This is a genomic window from Nioella ostreopsis, from assembly GCF_004000255.1.
GTDB lineage: Bacteria > Pseudomonadota > Alphaproteobacteria > Rhodobacterales > Rhodobacteraceae > Nioella > Nioella ostreopsis.
Window position 1 is genome coordinate 68,387 of record NZ_RCIQ01000009.1, and the last position, 16,537, is coordinate 84,923.

A 16,537-nucleotide genomic window follows, 5' to 3' on the forward strand; every position below is an offset into this window, starting at 1 on the left:
AATGTCAGATGACCGCGCCTTCGACCATCGCTTCGCCCGCCGCCACGCGGGCGTAGCTGAAGGGCGTCAGGTCAAGGCTGCGGTATTCGTTGTGGGTGATCCATTCGGCAAGCCCCCGTCCCATGGCGGGCGACTGTTGCAGCCCGTGGCCGGAAAACCCGTTCATGAAGAGGAAATTCTCCACCTCGGGATGCGGGCCGAGAACGGCGTTCTGGTCGAGCGTGTTGTAGTCATACTGCCCCGCCCATTCGGTGACGACACGGATCGACTCGAAGGCCGGGATGCGGGTGGCGAGGATGGGCCAGACGTGGTTTTCCCACAATCCGTGATCCATGGCGAAATCGTCGGGGTCGGCGGCCGGGTCCGGGTCGCCTTTGCACCCTGCCAGATAGGTTTGCGGCCCGTCTGTGCGCACATGGACACCCGAAGGATCTATGGTCAGAGGCAGGGCACGGTCCAGCGGTGTTTCGGCGGTGAAGACCCAAGTGTAGCGCTTGCGCGGCTCCACCGGCAGGGGCAGTCCGGCCATGGCGGCGATGCGCGCGCCCCGTGTGCCCGCGGCATTGACGACCTGCCCACAGGCGACGGTCTGGCCGGAGGCCAGCGTCACACCGCCGATGCGCCCGCCCTGCCGCGACAGGGCCACCACCTCGCCCGCGACATATTCGATGCCACGGGACTGCGCCGAACGGCGGAACCATTCGAACAAGGTACCGCCGTCCCAATATCCCTCGTCCCGGGTATTGATACTGCCCAGAACGATGCCGTCGAGGTCGTAGAACGGGTAGTCGGCGGCGATCTGGTCCGCGGTCAGCAGGCGGGTGTCGGCCCCGGCGGCCCGTTGCACCGTCTGGTTGGCGCGCAGGACATCCGCAAAGTCTTCGGTATCGGCCAGATAGAGATAGCCGAAATTGTGCACCTCCAGGTTTGGCACCCTGTCATCCCCACCCATATTGGCGCGCAGGTTGCGACAGAAATCGGCGGTGAACTGCGAGATACGCACGTTGAGCTCGGTCGAGAACTGCTGGCGGATGCAGGAGTTGGACAGGGTCGAGGCGCATTTCAGGTAGCTCGGGTCGCGCTCCACCACCAGAACGGACCCGTCGAAATCGGCATTCTCCGTCAGCCACCACGCCAGCGAGGACCCCATGATCGCACCGCCGATGATGACCACGTCATAGCTGTCTCGCTGCGGCGTCTGGGAAAAGCCCTTGGGCGGCATCAGAATATGTCTCCGCGTTTGGCGCGGGCCAGTGTGTCGTCGATGGTGGCCCGGTCGAGGTTGTAGTGCTCTGCCGCAGCCTCGGGCGAAATGAAGCCGTGGGCAAGGTCTCTCAGCACATCTGCATGGGGTCGTTCCGACGGATCGCCATAGCCCGCGCCGCCGGGGAAACCCATCTGCACCACGCGGCCATGGGGGACGAACTGCTTGCCCTTGCCCTTCATCGGCGTTCCGTCGTCCTGCCCGATGGTGGTGGGGCCGCCGGTCGCGCCGCCGCGACGGCCTCGGGCGGGGTGGTTCACACGGTCGAACATGGCGGAGAAGTCCATCTCGTGCCCCTCACGCGCGCCCACATCCATGACCTGACCCAGACCGCCGCGATACTTGCCCGCGCCGCCCGAATCGGGGCGCAGCTCCTTGCGCCAGATGATCGCGGGGCCAACCTGTTCGGTGGCCTCCACCGGCATGGTCATGACGCCCGAGGGGAAGGCGGTGGCACTCATCCCGTCAAGAGTGGGCCGCGCGCCGGACCCGCCGGAGTTGAAAATCAACACCTCGGCCCGTCTTGCGCCTTCGGGGGCGGGCGCATCGGTGCGTGGGCGCAGGCTGAGCTGGAAGTTGCACAGGCAGCCCGCGCCTTCCGCCGGAACCGTATCGGGCAGCAGCTTGTCGAGCGCGTCATAGACCGTGTCGGGCACCATATGGCCGATGACGTGGCGCAGCGCGACGGGCGCCGGATGCGGGGCGTTGACGATGGTGTTTTCCGGCGCAGTGATCTCGAAGGGCGCGAGGCTCGCTGCATTGTTCGGGATCTCGGGCGCGATGGCGCATTTGAGTGCATAGCAGGCATAAGCCTTGGTATAGACCAGCGGCACGTTGATGCCCTTCTTGTCCACACCGCTAGTGCCCGCCCAATCGCAGCGGATGCGGTCATTTTCGATGGACAGGCTGACGCAAAGGTCAATCGGCTTGGCATAACCGTCAATCTGCATATGCCCGTCCGCCCGGCCCGGTGTCAGCGCGTTGATACGGTCGAGCGTGGCCTGACGGGAATTGGTCAGGATGAAATCGGAAATGCCGGAGAGGTCTGCAAGGTTGAACTCCGTCATCATGTCCGACAGGCGCCGGTGGCCGATCTCGTTACAGGTGGCCAGCGCATAGAGATCGCCTACAAGCTGATCGGGCTCTCGCACATTGCCCCGGATCATCGCCAGCAGGGTGCGGTCCACTTCGCCCTTGTCGGCAAAGCGCATGATCGGGATGTAGAGCCCTTCCTCATAGACAGAATTCGCATCGGCCCCGAAGCCACGCCCGCCAATGTCGGTCACATGCGCGGTGCAGGCGAAGAAACCGATCAGGCGCCCCTTGTGGAAGGAGGGCGTCACTACGGTGATGTCATGCAGGTGGCCGGTGCCCTCCCACGGGTCATTGGTGATGTAGACATCGCCCTCGGCCATCGTCTCGCGCCCGATGCGGCGGATGAAATGGCCGACGGCATCGGCCATGGCGTTGACGTGGCCGGGCGTGCCGGTGACGGCCTGCGCCAGCATCTCGCCCTTGTCGTTATAGACCCCGGCGGAAAGATCCCCCGCCTCGCGGACGGAGGTGGAAAATGCCGTTCGTACCAGCGCCTGCGCCTGTTCCTCGACCACGGAAATCAGGCGCGTCCACATGACCTGGTAGGCGACTTTGCTCAGTTCAGTCATGGCGGGGCTCCTTCACACGGATGTCGATGCAGCCATCGGGCTGCGCGGTGGCCTGTCGGCTGGAGGGCAGGACGATGGTGGTTTCATCCTCGGTGATCACGGCAGGCCCTTGAACGGAGGACCCGGTTGGCAGGTGGGCACGCGGGTGGATCGCGGCGCGGGTACGTTTGGCCAGCGCCGGATCGAACAGATCGCGGGTGCCCTGTTCTGCGGGGGCCTCGGCGGTTTCGGCGGGCGTAATGCGGTCCACCGGCGGCGTGGGCGTGTAGGCGTTCACCGACCAGACGGTGATTTCGGCCACCATCCCGTCGACGGAGCGGCCGAAGAGGCGCGTGTAATCCTCCTCGAACCGTTTGAGGAAGCTTTCCGCATCGGGATTGGCGGCGTCCTCGGGTGTCAGCGGCACGGGGATTTCCCAGCCCTGCCCGGCATAACGCATGTAGATCTTGTAATCGGTCAGAATGTCGGCGTTGGCATCGCAGGAGCGGACGAAGCTGCGCGCCTCCTCCTCCATTTCCGCGAAGAGCGCTTTCACGCGGGCGGGGTCGAAGGCGGACATCTTGGTGAAGACGGACCGGTTGGCCTCGAAACTGAACGGCGCGCGCAGGAAGCCGATGGCGGACCCCACGCCCGCGCCGACAGGCACCAGACAGCGGTCGATGCCCAGTTTTTCGCAAAGCCGCGCGGCATGGAGGGGGGCCGCACCGCCAAAGGCGATCATGGTGTAGGTGCTGAGGTCCTCACCGTTTTCGACCGCATGAACGCGGGCGGCGTTGGCCATGTTTTCGTCGACCACCTCTGCAAGGCCAAAGGCCGCTTCGGTCGCGTCCATATCCAACCGGTCGGCAAGGTGGGCTTTCAGCGCCGCCTCGGACCGGTCGGGATAAAGCGGGATGGAGCCGCCCGCGAAATGGGCCGGATCAAGCTTGCCCAACACGAGGTCGGCATCGGTCACGGCGGGCCTGTCGCCCCCGCGCCCGTAACAGGCCGGGCCGGGTTCCGATCCGGCACTTTCCGGCCCCACGCGGATCTGGTTCAGCGCATCCACATGGGCGAGCGAGCCGCCCCCGGCCCCGATTTCCACCATGTCGATCACGGGGATCGAAATCGGCATGCCGGAGCCCTTCTTGAAGCGGTAACTGCGGGCCACTTCAAACACGCGGGCGGTTTTGGGCGTCTGGTGCTTGATCAGGCAGATCTTGGCCGTGGTGCCGCCCATGTCGAAGCTTAGCACCTTGTCCAGCCCATGCCGCGCGGCGATGTCGGCGGCGAAGACCGCACCGCCTGCGGGGCCGGATTCCACCAGCCGCACGGGGAAATTCGCCGCCGTGTCGATGTCGATGATGCCGCCACCGGAATGCATCAGAAAAACCGGGCAATCGGCGCCTTCCTGCGCCAGCCTGCCCTTGAGGCGGCCCAGATAGGACTTCATCAGCGGCTTGATATAGGCGTTGGCGATGGTGGTGTTGAAGCGTTCATATTCCCGCATCTGGGGGCTGACCTGCGAGGACAGCGAAACCATCACGCCCGGCAGTTTCTCGGCCAGAACCTCGGCAATCAGCCGTTCATGTGCGTCGTTCACGTAGGAATGCAGCAGGCCCACGGCGATGCTTTCGTAACCTGCGTCACGCAGGTCATCGGCGAGCCGCTCCACCTCGGCCCGGTCCAGCGGGATCAGCGTGGCGCCATCGGCGTCGAGCCTCTCGCGCACGGTGTAGCGGCGGTTGCGGGGCAGCAGGGGATCGGGCAGTTTCAGGTTCAGGTCATACTGCTCGAACCGGCTTTCGGTGCGCATCTCGATCACGTCGCGGAAGCCTTCGGTCGTGATCAGCGCCGTCTTGGCCCCGCGCCGTTCGATCAGCGCATTGGTGGCCAGCGTCGTGCCATGGATGACCTGCGAAATCGCAGAGGGCGCGACCCCGGCCTTGTGACAGACCCGATGCATGCCTTCGATGATCGCATTTTCAGGCGCGGCATAGGTGGTCAGCACCTTGGTGGAAAACCGGCCCCCCGGCCCTTCCAGCACCAGATCGGTAAAGGTGCCGCCGATATCGGCCCCCAATCTGTACGACTCGCCCATTTTGACCTCCGCTTACGTGATGGGGGTAGGATAGCCGACCGGAAGTATTTGGAAAAATCGAATGATCATATGGATTGAATAACTAATCGTGATCCTCTGGTGGGTAGAGTCCCGCAGCGATCGCCACCGCCGCGATCAGGAAGGTTGGGGCCGGATCGACCAGCCAGCGGGCGGCGAAGTGCAGGTCTTCGGGGTGCCAGTCATAGTCCAGCACCTGCAACCGCCCGGCGGCCAACGCCTCAGCCACCATCAACGCAGGCACGCAGGCCACGCCCAACCCGTCGTTGGCCATTTGCAGGCAGGCGGCGATATTGGACGAGGGCACCAGCCGCACGGGCTGTTCGATCTGGCGGAAATGCGCGTCAAGCTGAGTGAAAGGATAGGATCCGCGCGCATGGGTCAGGATGCGATGCCGCGCGATCTGGTCCGCCGCAACCGGGCCGGCGGGAAACCCCAGGGCGGGGGCCGCGACCCAGATATAGGGCGACTGGCCGAGAGGCTCGGTGTTGGGGGTGCGCTGGTCGAAGGGGCCGTTCTGGAAGGCGAGGTCAATCTCGCGCGCGAACAGCAGATTGGACAGGTTCTCCGACAGGTCGATGGTCAGTTCCACATCGACGGCGGGGAACCGGTCTTTCATCTGGATCAGGAAGGGGCGCAGCCATGTCTGGGCCACCAGTTCGGTCACGCCAAGCCGCAACAGCCCGTCAAACACCGTGCCATCGCCTGTGGCCTCCAGAAACCCGTCCACGGCGGCCAGAATGCGCCGGGCAGGGCCAAGCAGTTGCCGCCCCTCGCGTGTCAGGCGCACCGACCCCGCGTCGCGGTCCATCAGGGTCAGGCGCAGGTGATGTTCCAGCTGCGAAATGCGGTTCGAGATATTGGGCTGCGTCGTATTCAGCCGCGCTGCCGCCCGCCGGAAGCTGCCCAGATCGGCCACATGCACGAAGGCTTCGATATGCTTGAGATTGAATTTGGGCATCTGGTCCGGGTCCGCTGTCTGGCGGCAGGGTTCCCCGTCGAGCCGTGAATGTCCATGCCCGATCTGCCCTTGCACCGCCCATGGGCACGGCGCAAACATGGCCCCATGATGGACCTCAGACTGACAAATTCCGACCTTGCGGACCTCACCGACTGGCGGCGTGCCCTGCACCAGCGGCCTGAAGTGTCAGGCGAGGAGGCCGAGACCGCGCGCACCGTTCACAAGATGCTGGAGCCGACCGCCCCTGACCGGATCGTGACCGGGCTTGGCGGGCATGGGGTGGCGGCGCTGTATGACAGCGGGAAGCCCGGCCCGTGCGTGCTGCTGCGGTGTGAACTGGACGGGCTTCCGATACAGGAGCTGTCGGATCGTCCCCACCGGTCCCGGATCGACGGGAAAGGGCATCTGTGCGGCCATGACGGGCATATGGCGATGCTGGCGGGCATGGCGCGGCTTCTGGGGCGGCGGCGACCTGCGAAGGGATCGGTCGTGCTGATGTTCCAGCCCGCCGAGGAAACCGGCGAGGGCGCGGCGCGGGTGGTGGCCGATCCGGGCTTTGCCGCGTTCAGGCCCGACTACGCCTTCGCCATCCACAATTTCCCCGGCATGCCGCTTGGCCATGTGGGTGTGGTCGACGGCCCGGCAAGCTGCGCCTCTCGCGGGATGCGGGTGCGGCTGACGGGGCGGACGGCCCATGCGTCGCAGCCCGAGACGGGCGTTTCCCCTGCCCCTGCCCTGGCGCGGCTGATGCTGGACCTGCCCGACCTGTCCCAAGGGGCAGACCTGACCGACCCCGATTTCGCGTTGGTCACCGTCTGCCACGCACGGCTTGGTGAACCGGCTTTCGGCATCGCACCGGGAGAGGCCGAACTTTATGCCACCCTGCGCAGCCTGACCGATCCGCGCATGGAGCGGCTGATCAGGGAGGCCGAAACCATGGCGCGGGAAGCTGCGGGCGACCTGGGCCTGTCCATCGACTACCACGACATCTTTCCGTCCTGCGCGAACTCTGTCAAGGCGGCGGATATCGTCCGCCGGGCCGGGGCGCGGGCAGGGCTGCCCACGGGGCCGGGCCTGTTGCCAATGCGCCCCTCGGAGGATTTCGGCCGTTTCGGCATGGCCACAGGGGCGGAAAGCGCCTTCATCCTGCTTGGGGCAGGTATGGACGGCCCCGACCTGCACAATCCCGACTACGACTTTCCCGATGACCTGATCGGGACCGGCATGGCGCTGTTCAGTGCGATTTTGCGGGAAATACTGGGCGACTGACGCCTGATCTAGGCGATATAGCCCGCGACGCTGGCGGCCGCACCGTACTGGCAGAGGCCGAGATAGGCGCGGGTGACGGCCTCGCGGAACGCTGGATTCGCAGCCAGCGCCGGGGCGAAGACCTGATCGACCGCCAGAAGCGCCGCGACTTTGGAGGCGGGGTCATCCACCCCGTCCGAGACAGCGCGTAGATGATCCGCCAGCGGGTCGCGCACGTCAATCGACTGGCCCGCCTCGTCCACCCCGCCCACATAGCGCATCCAGGCCGCCACCACGAGCGCCAGCCCTGGCACCGGGCGCTCTGCCGCGAGGTTCTCGGCCACCGGCCCGAGAATGCGTTGCGGCAGCTTTTGCGAGCCATCCATGGCGATCTGCCATGTCCGGTGCCGAATGGCTGGGTTGCGATATCGGGTCAACAAGGCGTCAGTATAAGCGGTCAGGTCTTCACCCTCTGGCTGCGGCACCGTCGGCAGGATCTCGTCCCGCCAGAGCTTCTGACACAGGGCCGCGAAAGCGGGATCGGAAACAGTGTCCGACACGGTCTCATAGCCCGCGAGATAGCCCAGATAGGCCAGCGCCGAATGGGTGCCATTCAGGCAGCGCAGCTTCATCGTCTCGAAGGCCGACACATCGCGCACGAACTGCGCCCCGCCCGCGTCCCAGCCGGGGCGGGCGTTGTCGGTGAAGTTATCCTCGATCACCCATTGGCGGAAGGGTTCGTGCCAGACGCAGGCCGGGTCGTGAAAGCCGGTTAGCGCAGCCAGCCGCTCGATATCCTCGGGCGTGGTCGCGGGTGTGATCCGGTCGACCATCGTGGCGGGGAACTTCACCTGCTGTGCGATCCAATCGGCAATTTCGGGGTCGCGGGCCTGGGCAAAAGCCAGCACCACACCGCGCGCCAAAGGGCCGTTGGAGGGCAGGTTGTCGCAAGACAGGACCGTAAAGGGCGCGGTGCCTGTCTGACGGCGGCGGTCCAGCGCTTCGACCAGAAAGCCCGGCGCACTGCGGGGGTGCGCGGGATGTGCCAGGTCATGCAGAATGTCGGGATGTTCGAGCCGCAACCGACCCGTCGCGGGGTTGTGGCAGTAGCCCTTCTCGGTGATCGTCAGCGACACGATTTTCGTGGCCGGCGCGGTCATCCGGGCCAGCACGGCGGCGGGGTATTCCGGGGCGACCAAGACCTCTGACACAGAGGATATGACGCGCGGCGCTGGCCCATCCGGACCAAGCGACACGGCGGTATAGACCCCGCCCTGCGGGTCCAGCTCATCGCGCGCGTCAGGGCTGCGCAGGCTGACGGCACAAATCCCCCAATCGCCGCCATCGCGAGCCATCGCATCGGCGGTATAGACCGCGTTGAAGGCGCGGAAGAAGGCACCGGGGCCCAGATGGACGATGCCCACAGGGGCGGCGGGGTCTTTGCGGGACAGACGGGGATGGGTCACAGGCGGTAGGCCTCCTTCGCCAGCCGGTAGGACAGATCATGGGCCAGCTCGACCGCCTCACTTTCCCGTAGCCGCCCGCTGCGCACCAGCGTCGCCAGATAGGCGCAATCCACGCGGCGGGCGACGTCGTGGCGGGCGGGGATCGAGCAGAAGGCGCGGGTGTCGTCGTTGAAGCCGACAGTGTTATAGAAGCCGCAGGTTTCGGTCGTGGCCTCGCGAAACCGGCGCATGCCTTCTGCGCTGTCATAGAACCACCAGGGCGGGCCGAGCTTCAGCGCCGGATAGGCGCCCGCCAGCGGGGCAAGCTCGCGCGATTGCGTGGTTTCGTCGAGGGTGAACAGGATGATCGTCAGACCCGGTTCCATCCCCACGGCATCCAGCAGCGGTTTCAGCCCGCCAACGAAATCCGCCCGCATGGGGATGTCGAAGCCCCGGTCCCGGCCAAACTGCGCAAAGACCGGGCCGGAATGGTTGCGCCACGATCCGGGGTGGATCTGCATGACCAACCCGTCATCGAGGCTCATCCGCGCCATTTCGGTCAGCATCTGGCCCCGGAAGAGATCGGCTTCCTCCGCCGTGCAGACCCCGGTCAACGCTTTCTGAAACAGCGCAGCGGCCTCCGCCGCGGGCAGGTCGGCGGTGCGGGCGCTGGCATGGCCATGATCGCTGGCCGTGGCGCCGTGGCGCTTGAAATACGCCCGCCGGGCGCGATGCGCGGCGAGATACCCCTGCCATGAGCGCGTATCTTCGCCCGTCAGCGCGCCAAGGCGGTCGATCTGGGATGCGAAGCCCGGCGTTTCGGGGTCCACGACCGTGTCGGGCCGGTAGGTGGGAATGACCCGGCCCGACCAGCCGCTGGCGGCAATCGCCGCATGGGACGAGAGGTCATCCAGCGCGCTGTCGGTGGTGGCGAGGCACTCGATTCCGAACCGGTCGAACAGGGCGCGGGGGCGGAAACTGTCCTGAGCCAGCAGCGCCTCGATCTGATCATAGGCGGCGTCTGCGGTTTCGGCGGTCAGGGGCTCGGTCAGTCCAAAGACATGCTCGAACGCATGGTTCAGCCACAGGGCCGACGGGGTGCCGCGAAACAGGTGGAACTGGCTGGCAAAACGCCGCCAGATCACGCGCGGATCGGTTTCCACCTGGCGGCCATCGGCAGAGGGCACGCCCAGATCGGCCAGTGAGACTCCCTGCGACACGAGCATCCGAAATACGTAATGGTCGGGGATCACAAACAGCGCGGCGGGGTTCGGGAAACGATCATTCCCTGCGAACCAGCCCGGGTCGCAATGGCCATGGGGGCTGATGATCGGCAGATCGGCGATCTGATCATAAAGCGCCCGCGCCAACCCGCGCGCACCGGGATCGAGCGGGAAAAGGCGATCCGGGTCGGTCAGCGCCATGCGAATACATCCTTGAGCAACGGTGGTTCGCCAACTAATATGCTAGTCTATCAGACCTGTCAAAGCCGAACCAGATGCCCCTTGCCCCCCTGTCCCCGATCCAGCCTGCCAGCACCACGGACATGGTCTTTGACCGGCTTCATGACGCCGTGGTGTCGCTGGACCTGCCGCCGGGTTCGAAAATTTCGGAAGCCGAGATCGCCAGATCGCTCGACGTCTCTCGCCAGCCGGTGCGCGATGCGTTCTTTCGGCTGTCGAAACTGGGGTTCCTGACGGTCCGTCCGCAGAGGGCCACCCTGGTCACGCGCATATCAGAGGCCGCCGTTCTGCGCGCGGCCTTCATCCGGACGGCGCTGGAACTGGCCTGCCTGAACGCTGCCCTGCCCCGCCTGACCGCAGCCGATCTGGACAATCTGGCCGCCGATATCGCCGCGCAGGACCATGCCATCGCTGCCGGGGACCGGCCCGGCTTTCATGCGCTGGATGACCGGTTCCACCGCCGCATCTGCGAGATTGCCGGGCACGGCTATGCCTGGGATCTGATCCGCGAGCAAAAGGCGCATATGGACCGGGTGCGCTTTCTTTCTCTGGCCATCGGCAGCGCCGACGCGCTGGACGACCACCGACACCTGTTGCGAGCGCTGCGCGCGAAGAACCGGGACAGCGCGGAAACGGTCATGAGGCAGCATCTGGGCCGCGTGAAAAGCGCCATGGACCGGCTGCGGTGCGACCACCCGGCCTATTTCGAGGAGACTGGCACATGACCCGCACCCTGATGACCATCGGAGAATGCATGGTGGAAATGGCGCCGGGCGACGACGGGCGCTTTGCCATGGGCTTCGCCGGGGACATGTTCAACAGCGCCTGGTACGCACGGCAGATTGCGGGGAATGGGCTGCGCGTGGCCTTCCTGTCTGCCACAGGGGACGACGCCGTGTCGGGCGAAATGGAGCACTTCATCCGCGCGGCGGGGGTCGAGCCGCTGCTATCCGTGGTGCCGGGCAAAAGCGTCGGGCTCTACCTGATCTCGCTGAAGGACGGGGAGCGCAGCTTTTCCTACTGGCGTTCGGATTCCGCCGCGCGGCGGCTGACGGACGGGCTGGACCGCCTGCCGGGGCTGGTGTCCGGTGACTGGGTTCTGGTCTCTGGCATTACGCTGGCCATTCTGGACGATGACCGGCGCGCGCGGCTGCTTGGGCTGCTGCACGAAGCGAAATCGCGGGGGGTGCTGGTCGCGCTCGACCCCAATATCCGCCCGCGTCTGTGGACCGACGCCGGTGAGATGCGCCGCCAGATCATGAGGACGGCTGCGCTGTCAGACCTTGTCCTGCCCTCATTCGACGATGAGGCCGCCCATTTCGGCGATGCCACGCCCGAGGCCACGCTCGCCCGCTACCGCGCGGCGGGGGCTGCAAGCGTTGTGGTCAAGAACGGGGCGGGCCCTGTGATGGCGTCCGAGGGGGAGGCACCTGCGGTAACGGTTCACCCGCCGACAATCCCTGCCGTGGTCGATACAACCGCCGCCGGCGATGCCTTCAACGGTGGTTTCCTCAGTGCGCGACTTGCGGGTGCATCCCTGACGGACAGCATTCAAGCGGGATGCGACGTGGCCGCTCAGGTGATCAGGGCGCGCGGTGCCCTGGTGCCGGTCAAAACCGCCCGAACCTGATCCGCGTCACCGCATCGGTGAAAACAGCGCGTCGGTCAGGGTGCAGTCCCTCGCCACGTCCGGTGCGCAGGCACGCGGCTCCAGCTCTCGGGTCAGGCAGATGCGCACCTCCTGCACCCGTCCCGCGCGACAGGTGACGGTCAGCATGTCATCGTTCAGCTGCGGGTTGGCCTCCAGGAATGCCTCTTCGATCACCTCGGCGGGCAGGCGCACTTCGCGGGTCAGCTGGCGCAGCAGGGCGGGGCGTTCGACACTGTCATAGGCCAGCCGCGACAGGGCGTAATAATCGCTGGCCGACAGGCCCGAGCAGACGCCATGCTTGTTCCACTGATACCAGGCCAGGCCGGATGTGCCCATGATATCGGCCATGGCGTTGGTCATCCCGCGCGAGGGGTTGCGTTCGACGGTGGGGCAGAAGGCAGGCCAGCCGTCTTCGTATTGGGGCCAGAGCCCGTGCAGGGTAAAGCCAAAGCCCTGCCCCGGATCGCATTGCGGCGACTCGCGCCCGTCGCCCTCGATGGCGCACCAGGATGGCGTCCAGCTGAGCGCCATGACGTAGTAATCGAAGTCGCCCGCCGGTTCCCCGTCGGCCCGTGCCATGCCTGCCAGCATGAGAAATGCCAGGATTGCTCTGATCATTTGCCCTTCCCAAGTCGTGCCTTCCCGCTTATATACGCCTCGACCTCCCTTACAATAAGGAAGCGCGGGGCCCGCCCCGCCAGCCGAGTCACGGCACAGGGGAGATTTGTTTTCGCGAAGGAGCGACCGAGATGAACAAACCGATCATGGCAAAAGCCACAGCCGTCTGGCTGGTGGACAACACCACGCTTTCGTTCAAGCAGATCGGCGATTTCTGTGGCCTGCACGAGCTGGAGGTCCAGGGCATCGCCGATGGCGATGTGGCAGTCGGCGTCAAGGGCTTTGACCCCGTTGCCAACAACCAGCTGACTCAGGATGAAATCGACGCGGCCGAGAAAGACCCGGCGCACAAGCTCAAGCTGAAATTCTACGCCGCCGCCGTCGGTGAGGAAAAGCGCCGTGGCCCGCGCTACACTCCGCTGTCCAAGCGTCAGGACCGGCCCAACTCGATCCTGTGGCTGGTCAAGTTCCACCCCGAACTGACCGATAGCCAGATCGCAAAGCTGGTCGGTACCACCAAGCCGACCATTCAGTCGATTCGTGAACGCACCCATTGGAACATCTCCAACATGCAGCCCATCGACCCGGTGGCGCTTGGCCTGTGCAAACAGTCCGAACTTGATGCCGCCGTGCAGAAGGCCGCCGCCAAGGCCGCCCGGGAAGGCGGCGCAATGAGCGATGATGAACGGCGCAAGCTGGTCTCGACAGAAACCTCGCTCGGCATGGATACGGAACCGCGCATCCCGTCGTCGATTTCGGGGCTGGAGACCTTCTCGCTCTCCGACAACGAGTCCGAGGACGACGACAAGGGCGACCTGCTGGATGCCGACAGCTTCTTCAACCTGCCCTCCGGCGGGGATGACGACGAAGACGAACAGCCCTGATCCTTGAGGATCTGGCGCAATAGCCCCCGGTCGCAACGCGGTCGGGGGTTTTTTCTTGGCCCGGCTCCGCGCTAGACTGGCTCCATGCCATTTGGAAGCGGAGTCATTGATGAAACGAGTTGCCCTTTGTGCCGCGCTTGCCCTGTTGCCGGGTCCCGCCGTTGCAGATGATATTTTCTGCGAGCTGCCATGGTTCGCCCGCAACCTGATCTTCGATCGGGCCGGGTATTGTTTTGCCTCCCCGCTCGGGCGTGCGACGTTCGACAACACCGGCTGCACCGGATCGGATGTGACCCTGTCAGAGCGGGATCGCGCCGCCATTGATCATATCCTCGATCTGGAAGAGGTGCTGAGCTGCGCCATCGACAGCAGTGCCCCCCGTCTGGAACATCTGTCCCATTTCGAACATCTGCGGAATGCCGACGTGGTGCCCGCCCCGGTTGAACATGAAAGCGGGTGCATCGGATATACCGGCCCGGTCCTGCCCTTGCGCGCCGCGCCGCAGGCAGATGCGCGCGTGATCGGCGAACTGCGCCCCGGTGACAATGTCGGCTTCATCTTTCTGAATGAAGGCATCTGGGACTACGTGCTGATCAACGATCCGGACGACATGTCAACGCTGCGCGACGCGGGATGGGCGCCGGTCGGACTGGGCCGCATCGAGTGCGAGATGTATGCCGGGTAGCCCATCGGTCCACGACGTGCAAAGCGCCGGATTTCAGCGCGTTTTTGCACTGAACAGGCCGGTACTCTATACTTGCAACAAACGTCGCACCGGAGGAATGCCATGCCCCGTCTTGTCTTTGCGCTCGCCCTGCTTGGCCTGTCAGGCCCGGTTTTTGCAAACGAGCCCTATTGCGAGGAACCCTGGTTCATTCGCAACCTGATATTCGACCGCGCCGGATACTGTTTCTCCTCACCGCTTGGGCAGGCAATCTTCGACAATGCGGACTGCACCGGAACCGATGTGACGCTTTCAGAACGCGACCGAGACGCGGTTGCCCGGATCAGAGAACTGGAGAGCTGGCTGAACTGCGACATGGACACATCGGTCAGGACCTTGGTCACTTTGCCAGAGCTTGACCAGCTGCGTCGCTTCGCAGTGCTGCCGATCCCTGTCGACGCCGCCAGCGGCTGTATCGGCTATCTCGGCCCGGAGCTGCCGCTGCTGGTTGCACCGGAGGCATATGGAGGACCGGTCATGGGCTACCTGACGCGGGAGAGCAGCATCCTGTTCGACTTCCTGCCGGAGAATGGGTGGGAATTCGTTACCGTGCACCCCAACGGGTGGGAAGGCCCGCCCGGCCCATCCGGCTGGGTCGAACTGGGGCAGCAACAGCCACAATGCCGCGAGATCGCGGGTTAGCGGCCTATCGGTCGCGCCTCAGTGGGCCGCCGTTCCGACGCTATCCAGCAGCGTGCGGCCGCCATCCACGGTGATCACTTCGCCGGTCACGAAGGCCGCGCCATCGGAGCACAGGAACTGCACCGCGCCCGTGACCTCGCGCGCCGAGGCAATGCGGCCCATGGGCGTGCAATGCTTGATCTCCTGCCGCAGGTCGCGATTGTCCTTCAGCGATTCCTTCAGGCTGTTCGACATGAGCGACCCGAAGGCCACACCGTTCACGCGAATCCGGTGCGGGGCCAGCGCCACGGCCAGACTGCGCGTGGCCTGATCCAGCGCCGCGGCGCTGATCGAATAGGCCAGCAGATCGGGATGGGTGCGCCGTGCGGCGATGGAGGACAGGTTGACGATCGCCCCGATCGGGCCCTCTTCGACACCATCTTCCTCTGCCTGCGCGATCATCCGCTTGGCCACCGCCTGAGACAGCCGCAGCGCGGTGAACATATTCTGCTCCATCAGCGTCTCGACCGTCTTGTCGGACGGGTCCAGCGGGTCGGATGACATCACCTGACGCGACGCATTCACAAGGATATCGACCCGGTCGAAGGCGTCGATAGTGGCCGACAGCAGATTGGCCACGGTCAGCCTTTCCCGCAGATCACCGGCGAAATAGCGCACCCGGCTTTCTTCCTTCACGAAATCCCCGACAACATCGGCAAGGCGTGTCTCGTCCCGGTCGGCCAGCATCACCTTGGCGCCGCGTTCGATGAAATGGCGGGCAATCGCCAGCCCGACGCCATTGGCCGCGCCGGTGATGATGGCCGTTTTGCCCTGGATGGAAAGCGACATGGTCCGTCTCCGTTCGTCCCTCAGCCGCGGCGCGTGCCCTTGGGCTTGCCCGCCTGATAGAGTTTGTAGCCCGCAATTTCCGCCAGCAGCTTGCCGGTGCCGAAATGCGCTTTCAGCGTCGCTTCATAGGGCAAATGCTGGTTCGCCACCATGAAGAACTGCCCCGTGGGTTTCAGCATCCGCGCGGCCGCCGCGATAAAGGCCTGCCCAAGCGCGGGGTCGGCGGCCCGTCCGGTGTGGAACGGCGGGTTCGAGATAATGGCGTCGTAGCGCTCTTCCGGCTCGAACGCCGTTGCATCGGCCCAGAAGAAGCGCGCGCGCGGATCGTCCACATTGGCCCGCGCGGCCTGCAATGCGGAGTATTCCGCCTCGATCAGGTCCATCGCCGCGATGCTCTCCTGCTCGTCCAGCAGCACCGCCGACATATAGCCCCAGCCCGCCCCCAGATCGGCCGCCCGTCCCTTGAGCTGCGGCACCAGCGCCACCAGAACCTCCGACCCCTGATCGGCACCATCGGGCGAAAACATGCCCGGCGCGGTCACGAAGCCATCCTCGGTTTCGCCCGGTTCCGCAATCCAGTCGGCCACGCCGTCGGGCAGGACGTCCGGCCTGGTCAGCCAGAAGAGCTTGCCATGCGCCTTGGACAGCGTCCCGTCCAGCGGCAGCAGCTTCTTCACCGCCTTGAGGATCGACTCGATCCCCTCATCCTTCTGCCCATCCACCGCGATCACCCCGCCGGGGCGGACCATTGTCAGCGCCTCGGCCACCAGCGACAGGCTCTCGCCCTTGCTTTTGACGATCTGCACCAGCGCGGCAGCGAACTCCCCTTCCGGCTCCACCCGCGCATCGAGCTCGCGCGCCGCCAGCCGGTCATGATCGGGGGCAAAACCCTGCACCGCCTGCACCCGGTCCCGGCCAAGCGCTGAAAAATCCGCCTCGGCCTGGGCACGCAGCACCAGAACGGCACCGGCTTCCGGCCAAGTCATGTCGCCGTCTTCCAGCGCGAGGGTCCAACGATCGGGGGTCATAGGTCAGGGAACGGCCCGG

General features: G+C 65.4%; 15 protein-coding genes. 6 read left to right on the forward strand and 9 right to left on the reverse strand.

Features of this window, described 5'->3' with window-relative positions; translation table 11 throughout:
* Positions 1-4: 4 nt before the first annotated feature.
* The 4 genes from EP237_RS11170 to EP237_RS11185 all read right to left on the reverse strand — a co-directional run bounded on the left by EP237_RS11170 (position 5) and on the right by EP237_RS11185 (position 5,987).
* Positions 5-1,222: an NAD(P)/FAD-dependent oxidoreductase gene (locus tag EP237_RS11170; protein ID WP_127560979.1), complete on the reverse strand. Its 1,218-nt coding sequence runs from the start codon at positions 1,220-1,222 to the stop codon at positions 5-7.
* Positions 1,222-2,928, reverse strand: a complete 1,707-nt coding sequence (locus EP237_RS11175) for a hydantoinase B/oxoprolinase family protein (protein ID WP_206052281.1) — start codon at positions 2,926-2,928, stop codon at positions 1,222-1,224. Before EP237_RS11175 ends, EP237_RS11170 begins: the two co-directional genes overlap by 1 nt.
* The gene (locus tag EP237_RS11180; RefSeq protein WP_127560980.1) at positions 2,921-5,008 is read right to left on the reverse strand and encodes a hydantoinase/oxoprolinase family protein; all 2,088 of its coding nucleotides are present in this window, start codon (positions 5,006-5,008) and stop codon (positions 2,921-2,923) included. Before EP237_RS11180 ends, EP237_RS11175 begins: the two co-directional genes overlap by 8 nt.
* Before the next feature lie 82 nt (positions 5,009-5,090).
* Positions 5,091-5,987, reverse strand: coding sequence for a LysR family transcriptional regulator (locus tag EP237_RS11185; protein WP_127560981.1), 897 nt, complete (start codon positions 5,985-5,987; stop codon positions 5,091-5,093).
* A gap of 105 nt (positions 5,988-6,092) precedes the next feature.
* Between EP237_RS11185 and EP237_RS11190 the strand changes: the two genes are divergently transcribed.
* A complete protein-coding gene (locus tag EP237_RS11190) occupies positions 6,093-7,256 on the forward strand; it encodes an amidohydrolase (RefSeq protein WP_338068170.1) in 1,164 nt (387 codons plus the stop codon).
* 8 nt (positions 7,257-7,264) lie between these two features.
* Here the strand turns inward: EP237_RS11190 and EP237_RS11195 are convergent, their stop codons facing one another.
* Positions 7,265-8,701, reverse strand: a complete 1,437-nt coding sequence (locus EP237_RS11195; protein WP_127560982.1) for a mannitol dehydrogenase family protein — start codon at positions 8,699-8,701, stop codon at positions 7,265-7,267.
* The gene (uxaC, locus tag EP237_RS11200; protein WP_127560983.1) at positions 8,698-10,104 is read right to left on the reverse strand and encodes a glucuronate isomerase; all 1,407 of its coding nucleotides are present in this window, start codon (positions 10,102-10,104) and stop codon (positions 8,698-8,700) included. The genes EP237_RS11195 and uxaC overlap by 4 nt, the downstream gene beginning before the upstream one ends.
* Before the next feature lie 74 nt (positions 10,105-10,178).
* On the opposite strand from uxaC, the gene EP237_RS11205 reads away from it, so the two are divergent.
* Complete coding sequence (locus EP237_RS11205; RefSeq protein ID WP_127560984.1) at positions 10,179-10,868, forward strand: GntR family transcriptional regulator; 690 nt, start codon at positions 10,179-10,181, stop codon at positions 10,866-10,868.
* The gene (locus EP237_RS11210) at positions 10,865-11,773 is read left to right on the forward strand and encodes a sugar kinase (RefSeq protein WP_127560985.1); all 909 of its coding nucleotides are present in this window, start codon (positions 10,865-10,867) and stop codon (positions 11,771-11,773) included. The genes EP237_RS11205 and EP237_RS11210 overlap by 4 nt, the downstream gene beginning before the upstream one ends.
* 6 nt (positions 11,774-11,779) lie before the next feature.
* On the opposite strand, the gene EP237_RS11215 is transcribed toward EP237_RS11210, so the two are convergent.
* Positions 11,780-12,412 (reverse strand): ribonuclease T2 family protein, encoded by a 633-nt coding sequence (locus tag EP237_RS11215; protein ID WP_127560986.1) that lies wholly within the window; start codon positions 12,410-12,412, stop codon positions 11,780-11,782.
* Positions 12,413-12,543: 131 nt separating this feature from the next.
* On the opposite strand from EP237_RS11215, the gene EP237_RS11220 reads away from it, so the two are divergent.
* The 3 genes from EP237_RS11220 to EP237_RS11230 all read left to right on the forward strand — a co-directional run bounded on the left by EP237_RS11220 (position 12,544) and on the right by EP237_RS11230 (position 14,662).
* Positions 12,544-13,296 (forward strand): DUF1013 domain-containing protein, encoded by a 753-nt coding sequence (locus tag EP237_RS11220; RefSeq protein ID WP_127560987.1) that lies wholly within the window; start codon positions 12,544-12,546, stop codon positions 13,294-13,296.
* A 109-nt stretch (positions 13,297-13,405) separates the two neighbouring features.
* The gene (locus tag EP237_RS11225; protein ID WP_127560988.1) at positions 13,406-13,981 is read left to right on the forward strand and encodes a DUF4453 domain-containing protein; all 576 of its coding nucleotides are present in this window, start codon (positions 13,406-13,408) and stop codon (positions 13,979-13,981) included.
* A 102-nt stretch (positions 13,982-14,083) separates the two neighbouring features.
* Positions 14,084-14,662 carry a YARHG domain-containing protein gene (locus EP237_RS11230; RefSeq protein WP_127560989.1) on the forward strand — a complete coding sequence of 193 codons (579 nt, stop codon included), beginning with the start codon at positions 14,084-14,086 and terminating at the stop codon, positions 14,660-14,662.
* An 18-nt stretch (positions 14,663-14,680) separates the two neighbouring features.
* Here the strand turns inward: EP237_RS11230 and EP237_RS11235 are convergent, their stop codons facing one another.
* Together EP237_RS11235 and EP237_RS11240 are read right to left on the reverse strand one after the other, a co-directional pair.
* Positions 14,681-15,490, reverse strand: coding sequence for an SDR family NAD(P)-dependent oxidoreductase (locus EP237_RS11235; RefSeq protein WP_071691284.1), 810 nt, complete (start codon positions 15,488-15,490; stop codon positions 14,681-14,683).
* A gap of 20 nt (positions 15,491-15,510) precedes the next feature.
* Positions 15,511-16,518 carry a class I SAM-dependent methyltransferase gene (locus tag EP237_RS11240; RefSeq protein WP_127560990.1) on the reverse strand — a complete coding sequence of 336 codons (1,008 nt, stop codon included), beginning with the start codon at positions 16,516-16,518 and terminating at the stop codon, positions 15,511-15,513.
* Between the last annotated feature and the right edge of the window lie 19 nt (positions 16,519-16,537).